This is a genomic window from Lentilactobacillus otakiensis DSM 19908 = JCM 15040 (genome assembly GCF_001434145.1).
GTDB classification, from domain to species: Bacteria; Bacillota; Bacilli; order Lactobacillales; family Lactobacillaceae; genus Lentilactobacillus; species Lentilactobacillus otakiensis.
In genome coordinates, this window is sequence record NZ_AZED01000011.1 from 140974 (window position 1) to 153669 (window position 12696).

Below are 12696 nucleotides of genomic sequence, written 5' to 3' on the forward strand. Positions count from 1 at the left end.
AAGCGATTACATATTCGGCTAAAAATTTTTAAGTATCTTGTATTTACTGTTTAGTACACAGCCTTTTGATTGTATTAAAAAAGCACATTATGAACTATACCATAACGTGCATTGCAATTCAAATTGCCTGTTCAGTAACTTTATGTGAAGTAATGTTCAACTAGACCAATTAACGTTTTACTTGAACGTGAATATCGTCACCGTTGTCATTGAGCTCTTCATCATAACTAAAGTTGGCGTCAGTGAAGTAATGCTTAATTTCTTTGTTAACGTTCTCGAGTGGGCGATGGTCCCCATCTTGACGGTTAATGATAATTTCGTATTCCTTCTTGTCATCGTCGGTGTTGACAAAACTATAAATAACATCAACGGTATTTAAAATTTCTTGAATCATTTGGCGTTCAGTCATTTCAATACCCCTTTCAATTAACCTATATATCCACTTTAGCGCTAAATGCAAAAAAATGTTAATAAATTATTCTTAAGCTTACACTTGTGAGAAAAATTGTTTACATCCAGCAGATTTGTGAACTATAATTAATTTTATCATAAGAGGTGACAATGTTGACTATTGCGACGAAAGAAATTTCAAATGAACTGATGAATGCGTACAAAAATAAGAAATTGGTGCTCATCCAAACCGGTGACAGCACACTGACAGGAAGTGTCGCTGCAGTCAACGACGATCAGGCTTTCATCGAGCGTCCAGCCAAGGGTGTGACGGTTGTGAAGTTGGATAGCATTGATCAAGTTAAGTTATTAAATTAATTTTTGTTGGGTAAATATTTTTTGTGAGGTGCTCTGTGGCGGATGGCTGCGGAGGGCTTTTTTAGTTTGTAAGATTTTAAAGGAACACCAACGATGAACAAAGTTCGTTCATAGCTGCACTGTGCATTGGTAGTAAATGCCACAGGCTTTTAAGCGCTTATTTTCTTTACTGCTCCCTTCGGCCTTTGAGCTATGCTCTGACGACCCAGGGGCCTACTGCACAAACAAAAAGATTCAACGATGAACAAAAACCCGTTCTCTGCGCCACTGTGTATGGACAGTAAATGTCACAGGATTTGAAACGCTTATTATATTTACCGCTCCCTCCGGCCTTCAAAATACGTTCCGACACCCCTGACCCCTGCTACATAAGCAAGAAACACCAACGATGAACAAAGTGCATTCATCATTGGTGTTTCTTGCTTATGCTCCGGGGTCACCCGGGGTTCGTCGCGCTCTACTTATTTTTCTCAAACATCACATTTTCAAATCTCTTCCTCAGCTTCTCCGTCAGAAGAATAATGTTCTTCGGCGGTCTGTTAACGCTGAAGTCGAAGCAGAATCTCAATGGGACACCCATGTTGTAGTCTTCCTCGTAGGCCGTTACCCTTTTAGGGTCAACATCCAGCTTGTAGCCCATGAGGACCTGCATGCCCAATTGCTTGTGTTCATCCCAATTAGATGCGTTTCGATGACCTTCCAGCAAGGTGCCGATTTTGATACTGTCAAGAGCTCTGATCAATGTTTCCGCGTTACTGATTTTATGTTGAACACCCAGAAAGACAAAATAGCGGTGCATGACTGGGATAACCGACGTAAAAAAACGTTGGTCGCCGCAATTTTTTCCGGGAACAAATCTAAGACAACTTCTTTGACCGATTTTGCAGAATATCGCCTCGGACTTCGTAATTGATATTTATAGGCTAAACCAATGAATGCTTGGGTAATGTACCCAGCTGCTGCTCTTTCCGGTTTGGTTAACTTTCGAAATGAGCGGGTTGTTTGGAATCGTCTAAACCACAGACGATTATTTTCGAAATGTTTTTCAGCTTCTACTTCCGAATATTTTTGTTCCACAAGACCGCCTCCTCTAATTTGAATATTAACACGATTCATGAAAGAACAGTATCAATTTGACCTGAGGCATTTTCAGTAATGATGTTCAAACCTGATCAAATATTATACAATGGAATTCATGGTTATTTTAAGGAGAAATCGAATACATAATGACTAAAATGAAAGACTTCAAACAGCGCCTTTACTACCTGGGCTTATCAATTATTATTAACTCCGCCGGAAACGCGTTGGCAATTTCGTCCAACTTGGGGAGTGCCGTCTGGACCGGATCTGCAGTGAACCTGTCCAAGTGGGTCAATATTCCCTTGGGAACAACGCTTTTCCTTTACGGAATTATCGTGACGCTGTCCAATCAGCTCCTGTTAGGCTCATTTGATCGTCGACGTTTCTTCTCTAATCTGCTTTTTACATTGCCATTCAGCTACTTGGTGGCATTCTTTACCTTAATTTTTAACTCATTAGGTGTCCCGACGATGGACTTTTACGTTCGGCTCATCTTAGACGTCATCGGACTATACTGTGTCGCGATGGCGGTGTCCATGTATTCCCGAGCAAACCTGATAATGCATCCAAATGATGACCTGGCCTACATCATTCGTTTCAAGTACATTCACGGAAGTGCGGTGCTGTCACAATGGCTAAGTTACATCCCACCAGTTGTCATTATTTCCGCCTCATACTTCTTCACAGGTAAGTTATACGCAATCGGATTTGGAACCATTTTTGCGCTGTTGTTCCAAGGCACCATGATGAAATGGTCCGATACCCACGCCTTCCCCAGACTTAAACATCACGTCGATCTTTAATGAATTCAGCGATTCGTTTAAAGGTCTTTTTTGTCTCAGATAATTTGAACCAGAGGGTGTAGTCGTGATAGCCATCCCGATATTCGGTGACGATGGGATTGGTCCCATCAGCGCTTTGCAGGGCTTTGATAAATTTCAAGTCAGATGGCACCAGCATCTCATTTCCCCCATAAAATATCTGAATGTCGCCTATGTTCTTTAACTGACTGGCATCAGTGAAATCAACCCACTGTTCAGCAGTGGTGCCCTCATCAAACCAGCCACCAATTTTCTGCAGAGTCGGCAGGTCAAGTAAAATATCATTGTCGGCACGAGCAGCAATCTCAGGATCCGTGAGCTGCATATCCAGCCATGGTGAAATCAGACTGGTACCAGCAATTTTGCCGGGATTGTTGACTAATAACTGTAACGCGATTTTCGCGCCAGCGGAATCAGCGACAATAAATGTCCGCAATTCTGAATCAGTCACCAACTCAAGAGCTGATTGCGAAAATGTGAGGATCTCATCAGCAGAATGACCTGGAAGCAGTGGAAAGTCAGCTACTTGGATTCGACTAGCTGACTCGGTTGCAATTCTGGTGATCATTTCCAGTTGATCTTCGTTCATCGGGACAGTAAAGGCCCCGCCATGGAAATATAAAATCTGACTGGTCGGATTCGCAATTGGTTCGATCGTCACAACTTGGCCATTTTTTACCGGACGAATTTTGTACTCAGATTCATTTTGTCGGAAAATATTGATCTTCTGATTTGGTTTCAAGAAACTATGAGCAACACTTTTTTTATAGTCCTCGGATCGAAATTTGTTGATCAACCGTTTAGCCATAAAGCTCATTTGAAATCCTCCTTCTGACGCGCTTTTATCTAATCAATTCTAATAATAACTAAATTTATCGGACAAATCGTGGTCAAATTCGAAAAAGTTCACAAAATCTTCACACTTTTTTCAAACTTTGAACACATTCATTCTATATATTAGAGACATAAACATAAAGTGATACGTCATTTTATGTAGCAATAAATTAAATCCCCCTTTAATTTATTACTTTTGTATTCATATTCTTCCCCTAGAATATAGGTAACTTGAGGTAAGGCATCCCCGTGTCTTATCTTTTTTTTACGCAAAATTTTGATTTGACTGAACAAATTCACAAAATCTTCACAATTTGTTCATACTTTGGTTAAACTTTTCCTGTAGTATACATTGTGAATAGAAGTTAACCTTCTCTTCACCTCATATTTGTCAGAAATGATAAAATCAATTTTGATTTAAACCTTATCTCCCCCTCAAAAAAAGATTAAGGTATTAGAAGCAAGGTAGTCCCCTCTACCTTGCTTTTATTTTTTGAGAGTGGAACAAGAGGCGTTTTGATCCCAGAATTTAAGCCTGTCAATCGATTGTTCCCGGCTTTGAAATGATTGATTGACAGGCTTAAATGGCCGGGATCAGCCGATTGCCAAGTAGGCTAGGCAAGCGTTGCTGGCCGTCGTTACACGTTTTAGCTAAATAACAGAGAAGCACTCACAAAGAGCAATTTTTATGTTACCTAGCCGAAACGTGTTCCAACAACCCAGATGCTAACTTCTAAGCGGGCTTTAATTCAAACCCCCAAGTTCAGGGTTTAAATTAAAGCCCGCTTAGAAACCGCATCTCCCGGGTCTCGTCACACTCTGAAAACTTCACACATTCTTCACACTTTCGTCCAACTTTGTTTATATTTGTCCTGTATATTAAAACCATGAGCAAGAGATAAACGAGATTTATTTCTACTCACCCCCCAATAACATTGCGCAGTAAATCGATCCCCCCATTGATTTGCTGTTTGGTGCATCATATTCATATTCCCCTCAGAATATTGAACTGAAAGGTCTGGCCCCCCGCCAGGCCTTTTTTCTATACTCAAATTACAATCAAAAAGGTTATAATTAAAGGCATCATTATTCGAAAGGAACCTAACCGATGCCAAAATATCAGCCAAAGTACCAATCCAGATTCAAAAAACATTATCAAAATATGATCCGGGCCAACCGTTATTCAAAGCAAGACTTCCAGGCCGTTGAAGATCAACTATTAAGTGGCCAACCCGTCGCCGAGAAGTATGACGACCATGTCATCAAGAGCCGCAAACCACAACGAGCACTGTTTATTAAGGGCAGCTGGCTCTTGATTTATGAAGTCACTGACGATACTGTCCGGTTCTTGGATACCGGCCGTCACGGGGAAATTTAAGAACAAGTTAATTGCAAATTTGACCGACGGCGTTCATCATAATCTCATTCTTGATTCAATAACTGATTACGAGTAAAGGAGCAATCACATGAAAGCAGCAATCATCAATGATTTTACTAAAGGGCCAGAATATGGCGATTTCCCCGATCCTGAAGTCAAAGACGGCGAAGTCGAACTTCACGTTCTGGCAGCGTCGGTCAGTCAATTAGCCCGCGCCAGAGCAAACGGCACCCACTATTCGGCAACCAACACCCTTCCAATCGTGCCTGGTGTTGATGCCGTCGGTGAAACCAGTGACGGTGAACATTTCTTTTTCAATACCAGTAGCCCAGTCTATGGTACATTAGCTGAAAAAGCGGTTGTTAACCGGCGGGCGTTATTTCCCATCGATAACACAGCTGATCCGGCAATTGTTGCAGCAACCGCAAACCCTGCCATGTCTTCATTTATGGCGATCAAGGAGCGCGTGAATGAAGACAAAGTTCGTGGTAAACGTGTCTTGGTACTTGGCGCCACTGGGGCTTCCGGTCAGCTAGCAATTTCCATCAGTATTGGATTTGGGGCATCTGAAGTAATCGGTGTGGGTCGAAATCCGGAAAAATTGGCCAAATTAAGCCATTTCGGCGTCACCTCAACAATCAAGCTGACCGATAACGATGACCAATTGAAGGCCGACTTGGATAAGATCGGTGACGTTGACGTCGTCTTGGATTATCTCTGGGGTGACATTGCAGCCACCATGATCACGGACATGATTTCTCAACGCCAAGATCCGCAGCAGTCACTCACATGGGTCCAAATTGGATCAATGGCCGGTCAAACCGCACCAATTAAGGGCAGCCTATTCAGAAGTATGGACTTTCATCTGATTGGTAGTGGGTTCGGAGCGTTTACGGCCAGCAGCTTGGCAGATAACATGCCCACCTTACTTAAGATGATCACGGACGGTAAAATTTCCGTTCCAGTTACCACCTTCCCATTAAGTCAGATTGCGGAAAAATGGAATGATTATGGCGATAATCGATTGGTATTTTTACCTTAAACGTAAAAAAGAAGTTGGACAAAATGTCCAACTTCTTTTTAATTTCATAAATTTATTCAAGACCCACCCGTGCAAAAATCTCACCAACATGACGAATGTGATAATGATAATCAAACGCATCGTTGATTTGATCTTCACTCAAAGCATCGGTAATTTTCTTGTCACCTTCAACCAAGTCACGGAATTGAATTCCCTTATCCCATGATTGTTTGGTCAATGGTTGAACCAAGTCATAAGCTTGCTCACGAGTCATCCCTGAATCAATCAACTTGAGCATGACACGTTGGCTGTAAATCAAACCATAGGTAAGCCCCATGTTGCTCTTCATCCGTTCTGGGAAGACGGTTAAACGATCCAAAATCCGTGTGAAACGATGAAGCATGTAGTCCAATAATGTCAAAGTGTCTGGAATGATGATTCGTTCTGCAGATGAATGAGAAATGTCTCGTTCATGCCACAAAGCAACATCTTCGTACGCAGTGACCATGTGTCCACGGACAACTCGTGCCAATCCACAAATGTTTTCGGAACCAATTGGATTCTTCTTGTGTGGCATTGCAGACGAGCCTTTTTGTCCGGCATCAAAATGTTCCTCAACTTCATGAATTTCAGAACGTTGCAGGCCACGAATTTCAGTCGCAAACTCTTCCAAACTAGTGGCAATTAATGCCAAAGTTGAAATGTAATCAGCGTGCAAATCACGAGGCAGAATTTGGCTGGTAATTTCTTGAGCCCGTAATCCGAGTGAATCACAAACATATTGTTCAACAAATGGTGGAACGTTGGCAAAAGTACCAACGGCACCAGAAGTCTGACCGGCTTCCAATTCTTTAGAAGCAGTCGCAAAACGACGCTTGTTACGGTTCATTTCTGAATACCAACGGGCAAGTTTTAAACCAAAGGTTGTCGGTTCTGCTTGAACACCATGGGTTCGGCCGATCATGACCGTATCCTTGTATTTCTTAGCTTGTTTGGCGATGACATCAATAAATGCATCAATATCTTTTCGAATAATTTCGTTGGCCTGCTTGATACGAACACCCCAAGCGGTATCAACAACGTCGGTGCTGGTAACACCATAGTGGACCCATTTCTTTTCAGGGCCAAGTGATTTTGACACGTCCCGAGTGAAGGCAACGATATCATGATGGGTAACTGCCTCAATTTCGGCAATGCCATCCACATCAAATTTGGCGTTCTTCTTAATCTTCTCAACGTCCTCAGCTGGGATCTTTCCGAGCTTGGACCAAGCTTCATCAATGGCAATTTCAACTTTCAGCCATGAAGCATATTGGTTTTGCAGTGACCAGATGTTGCTCATTTCAGGTAAAGAATATCTATCTATCATAACGAGTCCTTTCTACTAAATAATGACAAGATAATAATACCATATCGTTCATGTTTTGACTATATTATGAGAATAATAATTACCTTTCGTTCGTATTCGGTTATAAAGTCGAATATTAAACGTTTTACCAATGAAAATTATTAACCTTTTGGTTGATTAATAGAATACATGTTGGTATCATTAAAAATGCTGGGTAGATTCCTAGCAATAAAATTTAGAGGTGTTCATATGTCATCTATTGTGATTGTTGGAAGTCAATGGGGCGACGAAGGGAAAGGTAAGATTACCGATTTCTTTGGCCAAAGTGCTGATATTATTGCCCGCTATCAAGGCGGAGATAATGCCGGCCACACCATTGTATTTAACGGCAACAGCTACCATCTGCAACTTATCCCATCAGGTATTTTTGATCAGGAGAAGTACAGTGTAATTGGTAACGGTGTTGTCGTTAACCCCAAATCCTTGATCAACGAAATGGACAATTTGAAAAAGGATGGGATCAGTACAGATAACTTGAGAATTTCAAACCGTGCTCAGGTCATCATGCCTTACCACATTCTCTTCGACGGTTTGCAGGAGCAAAAGAAAGATTCCAAGATTGGAACTACTAATAAGGGAATCGGACCTGCATACATGGATAAATACGAGAGAATTGGCATCCGAATTGCTGATTTACTTGATAAGGATATCTTTGAAGAAAAACTTCGAAGCAATCTACAAGTTAAGAACGAACTGCTCACTAAAATCTATGACCATGAACCATTAGAATTTGAACCAATCTTCAATGAATACAACGAATACGCAGATCGAATCCGACCATACGTTGTTGATGCTTCCTATATTATTAACAACGCACTCGACGAACACAAGAACGTCTTGTTTGAAGGCGCTCAGGGTGTCATGTTGGATGTCGACCATGGAACTTATCCATTCGTCACCTCATCCAACCCAAGTGCCGGCGGTGCTGCTGTTGGTACCGGTGTGGGCCCTAACCGGATTGATCACGTCATCGGTGTCTGCAAAGCCTACACCTCACGAGTTGGTGAAGGTCCCTTCCCAACAGAATTGAAAAATGAAATTGGCGATCACATTCGTGAAGTCGGCCATGAATATGGCGTTGTCACTAAGCGTCCTCGTCGAATCGGCTGGTTTGACAGTGTTGTTCTCCGCCACTCAGCTCGAGTAAGTGGCTACACACATTTGTCATTAAACTGTTTAGACATTTTAACTGGCATTAAAACACTAAAAATCTGTGTTGCTTACGAATTGAATGGCAAGAAGATCGACCATTATCCAGCAACCTTAAAAGAACTCAACCAATGCAAGCCCGTATATGACGAGCTGCCTGGCTGGGATGAAGATATTACTAAGTGTAAAACATTTGAAGAGTTACCAACTAATGCACAAAATTATTTGAACCATGTCCAAAAAGCAGTCGGCGTCCCTTACGCAACCTTCTCAGTCGGTCCTGACAGAGAGCAGACTAACGTCGTTGAAAAAGTGTGGTAAAAAGCAGTGAGCGCAGCAAGGCGATTAGGAATCGGTGCATAAGTCTCCTTTAACAGAAATTCCCGTATTTGGAATTTTGTTAAAGGTGCTTATGTGCAGACTTCTGCCTTGCGAAGCTGTCCTAAAAAGCAGTGAGCGTAGCAAGGCGATTAGGAATCGGTGCATAAGTCTCCTTTAACAGAATTCCCGCACTTGGAATTTTGTTAAAGGTGCTTATGGGCAGATTCCTGCCTTGCGGAGCTGTCCTAAAGTCGTGAGCAGAATCAGGCAAGTAGAAAATGTAGCATAACTTTCTGCCTGACGGAACTGTCCTAAAACCTCGGAGGTAAATCATGGAAGTATTTGATTATGAAGACATTCAACTGATCCCTAACAAGAACATCATCAAGAGTCGGAGTGAAGCTGATACTTCAGTAAAATTCGGACCTAAGACATTCAAGATTCCTGTTGTTCCAGCTAACATGGAAACTGTTATTAATGACGAATTAGCCGTTTGGCTTGCACAAAATGACTATTTCTACATTATGCACCGTTTCCAGCCTGAAAAGCGTGAAGGATTCATCAAGATGATGCATTCAAAAGATCTGTATGCTTCGATCAGTGTTGGGATCAAGCCGGAAGAATACGAATTTATCGACCAATTGGTAGCCGATAATCAAAAGCCTGAGTACATCACCATTGATGTTGCCCATGGCCATTCAGACTATGTTATTCAGATGATCCATTACATCAAGGAACAATTACCTGACAGCTTCCTGATTGCTGGAAACTTGGGGACTCCTGAAGCTGTTCGTGAAATCGAAAACGCCGGGGCTGACGCCACTAAAATTGGTATCGGACCTGGTAAGGCATGTATCACGAAGCTGAAAACTGGTTTTGGTACCGGTGGTTGGCAGTTAGCTGCTTTACGTTTGTGCTCAAAGGCAGCTAGAAAGCCAATGATTGCAGACGGCGGAATTCGTTTCAACGGCGACATCGCCAAATCAGTTCGTTTCGGTGCTTCAATGGTCATGATTGGTTCATTGTTAGCCGGACACGAAGAAACTCCGGGTAACCTGATCAGTATTGATGGTAAAAAATACAAACAATACTGGGGTTCAGCATCTGAGCGTCAAAAGGGTGCCTACCGTAACGTTGAAGGCCGTCAAATGTTGGTTCCATATCGTGGTCACATTGCCGACACTTTAACCGAAATGCAACAAGATCTTCAGTCATCAATTTCATATGCTGGTGGCCGAAAATTAAGTGATATTACTAAAGTTGATTATGTGATTGTTAAAAATTCAATTATGAACGGTGACTAACCGTTTAGACATGACGAATCCCATTTCTCAAGGTTGAGAAATGGGATTTTTTTCTGGGAATGAATGACTAAACGATAAATTCCTTGCTTTTTGTATATCTCAACAGCTAAACTTAGAATAAATGAATCATCATGAAGGGACTTGAAGTCAATGAATAACCTGTTTGACGTATTGCAAATGGTACGATTTAATCATTTATCGTTTGATTCCTCACAGGTAGTGATTACAGATGTCGAAGGTAAGCCCAACGGAATTTTAACCGATCTATTCCGCGACGTTGTCAACAAGGTCAACTTATTTATTGATCTTTCCGAAGCACACGATGCCGGCGATGTGGTTGCATCTCTTAAAGCCCATACCCCACTCCCATTTGACGTACTGGACGAATATGGCAAGATATTACGAGAGCCGTTGGTTGGCATTAACTTTGCGCCACAAAAGGGCCAGATCGAGTTGTTAGTACGTGGGTAATAATAAATTATGTAGTGAAGGTATTCGCGATTGGGCGAATACCTTTTTGTTTTGTGTTTAATAGTTGCCGTGGATGACCAACTTCTTATTACCAGTAATATAATATCCGTTACTTAACTGATAACGGGTCGTCAGGTTGTGTTTCACAATCTTTTTGACCTTCAAGTGACTTCCGCTCTTATATTGTTTCACCTTTTTAGTCAAGTTGGCGTTCCGATATGCATTGACACCGTTCTTGGAAATAACGGTGATTCTTTTGTCCTTAGGCATTGAGGTGTAATAAACCTTCACCACAAATTTCAGGTTGGCGGTAATATAACCCACTTTTCCTGCCGTCTTACTCTGATGGTTCACATCTTTAACCCTATATCGCAGTGCACCACTGGCCGAGCGCGCATAGCTAGTTACCACAAACATTGGACGGTGCACTCGTTTAGCTTTCGGGTATTTAACAATTCGTTGACCCTTCTTAAAATTAGGATCCTTGTACATATATATTGCCTTGGTTGCATACACAACTGTGCCTTGTGTTGCCGCATAGTTTGGCAATTGAGTCCCATCTGGTAATTCCTTTGGTGCCGGAAATTCCACAGTCCCGTCCGGCTGTACCGAGTTAGTGCGGCTTTCTTCTGTTGGACGAGTGATTGTCCCACCGCCATTGTTATTGGTTGCTGGTGGGGTCACCTTTTTCTGATACTTAAAAGTAATCTTTTGATCTTCTGTCAACTTGCCGGTTACCTTTTTATCACCAATTAATGTATATCCTGAAATTTCTGGCGCTTCCGCCGAAAAATCAGAACCGGTTTTCAATTCCTGAATTTTAGTTGGATAGCCGGGAATTGGCTTACCGGTCTCATCTAGATATTCAACCGTCAGTGTGTGTACGACCTTTTCATAAATAAAGGTGGCAGTTGACCCGGCCTCATGCTGCTTTAATCGCACGGCTACCCCGTTCATATACCTTGGCTGAAGAATCGCTTGAAATAGCAAGTCTTCAACATTGGTCGCCATGTTAGCGTATATTCCTGATTCTGAATAAACGTAAGTCCCATAAGGTCGTGGATTACGAATCACGGCAGCAACATACCGATAACCGTTAAATTCGCGTTCGAAGGTGCTATCAACATCCGGTACATCTTCAAATTCATAACTAACTGATGGTTTTAGCTCATTTCCATGAACATCTGTGTAGAATGTTTTAATTTTACCAGCTTCCCTCTCAAGCGCTCCTGGCGTCAGCGTAATCTGATCTGGCTTAGCTGATTGGGTATCCTTATAAGCAAAGTAAATTTCAACTTCTGTATCGCCAGCTTTTCTGGCAGGATTATATACTTCAAGCCGTGTGAAAAACTCTGCAGCTGTTTTATTACGATCTGCGAAATCTCGATAATACATCATTTCTTGGCCTGACTGATTATCATGATAATAACCGACAGCGACATAACGATTATTGTCCAAGGTAGTGGGAACAAGCTTGGTCACATCAAGAAAATTGGTGTCCGCACTTACCACCATTTTCTTGCCATTAACTTCTGAATCAATTGGGTTTCCATAAATATCAATTGAATGCATCTGATACGTCACATCACCATCAGCTGCCTTGACAATTGATTGATGACTTAATAACCCCCAAAATACGATTGTGACAGCAAACGTTACTAATAATCGAACAGTTCGAATGAGGCTGAATCTCACAGTCTTATCGGACATATCGGTATCCCCCTTAAATTGTTGTCTACTGAATCATTTACAATATAATTTTATCAAGATCCGAGCCGGAAAGACATTATCATATCTGATAAGTTATTAGAATGAGTACTTTACTAATAATTCAGTGTTGAAACGCTGAAATCTGTGACTAACCAAAAAATCGCTTAAGGAAAAAGGATTCCTTAAGCGATGGGGGCACTGTTATATAGCCGAAATGTGCTTCGACGGCACTGATCCCTGCACCTAACCAAAAAAATCGCTTAAGGAATAAAAATCATTCCTTAAGCAAGGCGTTCCACTGCTATATAGCCGAAATGTGCTACACAAGCCAGCTTCCTCCGCTTAATCCAAAAACGACCCTGATGCAAAATCGCATCAGGGTCGTTTTTAAATTAATGCTCAGAAGCTAAACGGCTTACTTCGCACTCTGC

General features: G+C 41.8%; 13 protein-coding genes. 7 read left to right on the forward strand and 6 right to left on the reverse strand.

What is annotated here, in order from left to right; translation table 11 throughout:
- Positions 1 to 169: 169 nt before the first annotated feature.
- Positions 170 to 409 carry a hypothetical protein gene (locus FD05_RS04450; RefSeq protein ID WP_020280819.1) on the reverse strand — a complete coding sequence of 80 codons (240 nt, stop codon included), beginning with the start codon at positions 407 to 409 and terminating at the stop codon, positions 170 to 172.
- A gap of 152 nt (positions 410 to 561) precedes the next feature.
- Between FD05_RS04450 and FD05_RS04455 the strand changes: the two genes are divergently transcribed.
- Complete coding sequence (locus FD05_RS04455) at positions 562 to 768, forward strand: hypothetical protein (protein WP_039932647.1); 207 nt, start codon at positions 562 to 564, stop codon at positions 766 to 768.
- Positions 769 to 1225: 457 nt separating this feature from the next.
- On the opposite strand, the gene FD05_RS11835 is transcribed toward FD05_RS04455, so the two are convergent.
- Both FD05_RS11835 and FD05_RS11840 read right to left on the reverse strand, forming a co-directional pair.
- On the reverse strand, positions 1226 to 1510 hold the full coding sequence (locus tag FD05_RS11835) for a hypothetical protein (protein ID WP_235714307.1): 285 nt from the start codon (positions 1508 to 1510) through the stop codon (positions 1226 to 1228).
- The gene (locus FD05_RS11840) at positions 1507 to 1845 is read right to left on the reverse strand and encodes a hypothetical protein (protein WP_235714306.1); all 339 of its coding nucleotides are present in this window, start codon (positions 1843 to 1845) and stop codon (positions 1507 to 1509) included. The genes FD05_RS11835 and FD05_RS11840 overlap by 4 nt, the downstream gene beginning before the upstream one ends.
- 149 nt (positions 1846 to 1994) lie before the next feature.
- On the opposite strand from FD05_RS11840, the gene FD05_RS04465 reads away from it, so the two are divergent.
- Positions 1995 to 2651, forward strand: coding sequence for a YczE/YyaS/YitT family protein (locus tag FD05_RS04465; protein WP_039932646.1), 657 nt, complete (start codon positions 1995 to 1997; stop codon positions 2649 to 2651).
- On the opposite strand, the gene FD05_RS04470 is transcribed toward FD05_RS04465, so the two are convergent.
- A complete protein-coding gene (locus tag FD05_RS04470; RefSeq protein ID WP_039932644.1) occupies positions 2629 to 3486 on the reverse strand; it encodes an alpha/beta hydrolase in 858 nt (285 codons plus the stop codon). The genes FD05_RS04465 and FD05_RS04470 overlap by 23 nt on opposite strands.
- Positions 3487 to 4611: 1125 nt before the next feature.
- On the opposite strand from FD05_RS04470, the gene FD05_RS04475 reads away from it, so the two are divergent.
- The gene (locus tag FD05_RS04475; protein WP_020280813.1) at positions 4612 to 4881 is read left to right on the forward strand and encodes a type II toxin-antitoxin system YafQ family toxin; all 270 of its coding nucleotides are present in this window, start codon (positions 4612 to 4614) and stop codon (positions 4879 to 4881) included.
- Between the two features lie 88 nt (positions 4882 to 4969).
- The gene (locus tag FD05_RS04480; protein WP_020280812.1) at positions 4970 to 5923 is read left to right on the forward strand and encodes an MDR/zinc-dependent alcohol dehydrogenase-like family protein; all 954 of its coding nucleotides are present in this window, start codon (positions 4970 to 4972) and stop codon (positions 5921 to 5923) included.
- Between the two features lie 52 nt (positions 5924 to 5975).
- Here the strand turns inward: FD05_RS04480 and purB are convergent, their stop codons facing one another.
- Positions 5976 to 7271 carry an adenylosuccinate lyase gene (purB, locus tag FD05_RS04485; protein WP_039932642.1) on the reverse strand — a complete coding sequence of 432 codons (1296 nt, stop codon included), beginning with the start codon at positions 7269 to 7271 and terminating at the stop codon, positions 5976 to 5978.
- 228 nt (positions 7272 to 7499) lie between these two features.
- Between purB and FD05_RS04490 the strand changes: the two genes are divergently transcribed.
- The 3 genes from FD05_RS04490 to FD05_RS04500 all read left to right on the forward strand — a co-directional run bounded on the left by FD05_RS04490 (position 7500) and on the right by FD05_RS04500 (position 10555).
- Positions 7500 to 8780, forward strand: coding sequence for an adenylosuccinate synthase (locus tag FD05_RS04490; protein WP_039932641.1), 1281 nt, complete (start codon positions 7500 to 7502; stop codon positions 8778 to 8780).
- 332 nt (positions 8781 to 9112) lie between these two features.
- Positions 9113 to 10084, forward strand: coding sequence for a GMP reductase (locus FD05_RS04495; protein ID WP_020280809.1), 972 nt, complete (start codon positions 9113 to 9115; stop codon positions 10082 to 10084).
- A 150-nt stretch (positions 10085 to 10234) separates the two neighbouring features.
- The gene (locus FD05_RS04500; protein WP_039932639.1) at positions 10235 to 10555 is read left to right on the forward strand and encodes a hypothetical protein; all 321 of its coding nucleotides are present in this window, start codon (positions 10235 to 10237) and stop codon (positions 10553 to 10555) included.
- Positions 10556 to 10612: 57 nt separating this feature from the next.
- Here the strand turns inward: FD05_RS04500 and FD05_RS04505 are convergent, their stop codons facing one another.
- Positions 10613 to 12265 (reverse strand): DUF5776 domain-containing protein, encoded by a 1653-nt coding sequence (locus FD05_RS04505; protein WP_020280807.1) that lies wholly within the window; start codon positions 12263 to 12265, stop codon positions 10613 to 10615.
- Between the last annotated feature and the right edge of the window lie 431 nt (positions 12266 to 12696).

Excerpts from the sequence above, each read along its gene's own strand:
- FD05_RS04475 (WP_020280813.1), top strand. The coding sequence starts at position 4,612 with ATGCCAAAATATCAGCCAAAGTACCAATCCAGATTCAAAAAACATTAT.
- FD05_RS04450 (WP_020280819.1), bottom strand. The coding sequence starts at position 409 with ATGACTGAACGCCAAATGATTCAAGAAATTTTAAATACCGTTGATGTT.
- FD05_RS04480 (WP_020280812.1), top strand. The coding sequence starts at position 4,970 with ATGAAAGCAGCAATCATCAATGATTTTACTAAAGGGCCAGAATATGGC.
- FD05_RS04470 (WP_039932644.1), bottom strand. The coding sequence starts at position 3,486 with ATGAGCTTTATGGCTAAACGGTTGATCAACAAATTTCGATCCGAGGAC.
- FD05_RS04490 (WP_039932641.1), top strand. The coding sequence starts at position 7,500 with ATGTCATCTATTGTGATTGTTGGAAGTCAATGGGGCGACGAAGGGAAA.
- purB (WP_039932642.1), bottom strand. The coding sequence starts at position 7,271 with ATGATAGATAGATATTCTTTACCTGAAATGAGCAACATCTGGTCACTG.
- FD05_RS04505 (WP_020280807.1), bottom strand. The coding sequence starts at position 12,265 with ATGTCCGATAAGACTGTGAGATTCAGCCTCATTCGAACTGTTCGATTA.
- FD05_RS04465 (WP_039932646.1), top strand. The coding sequence starts at position 1,995 with ATGACTAAAATGAAAGACTTCAAACAGCGCCTTTACTACCTGGGCTTA.
- FD05_RS04455 (WP_039932647.1), top strand. The coding sequence starts at position 562 with ATGTTGACTATTGCGACGAAAGAAATTTCAAATGAACTGATGAATGCG.
- FD05_RS04495 (WP_020280809.1), top strand. The coding sequence starts at position 9,113 with ATGGAAGTATTTGATTATGAAGACATTCAACTGATCCCTAACAAGAAC.
- FD05_RS04500 (WP_039932639.1), top strand. The coding sequence starts at position 10,235 with ATGAATAACCTGTTTGACGTATTGCAAATGGTACGATTTAATCATTTA.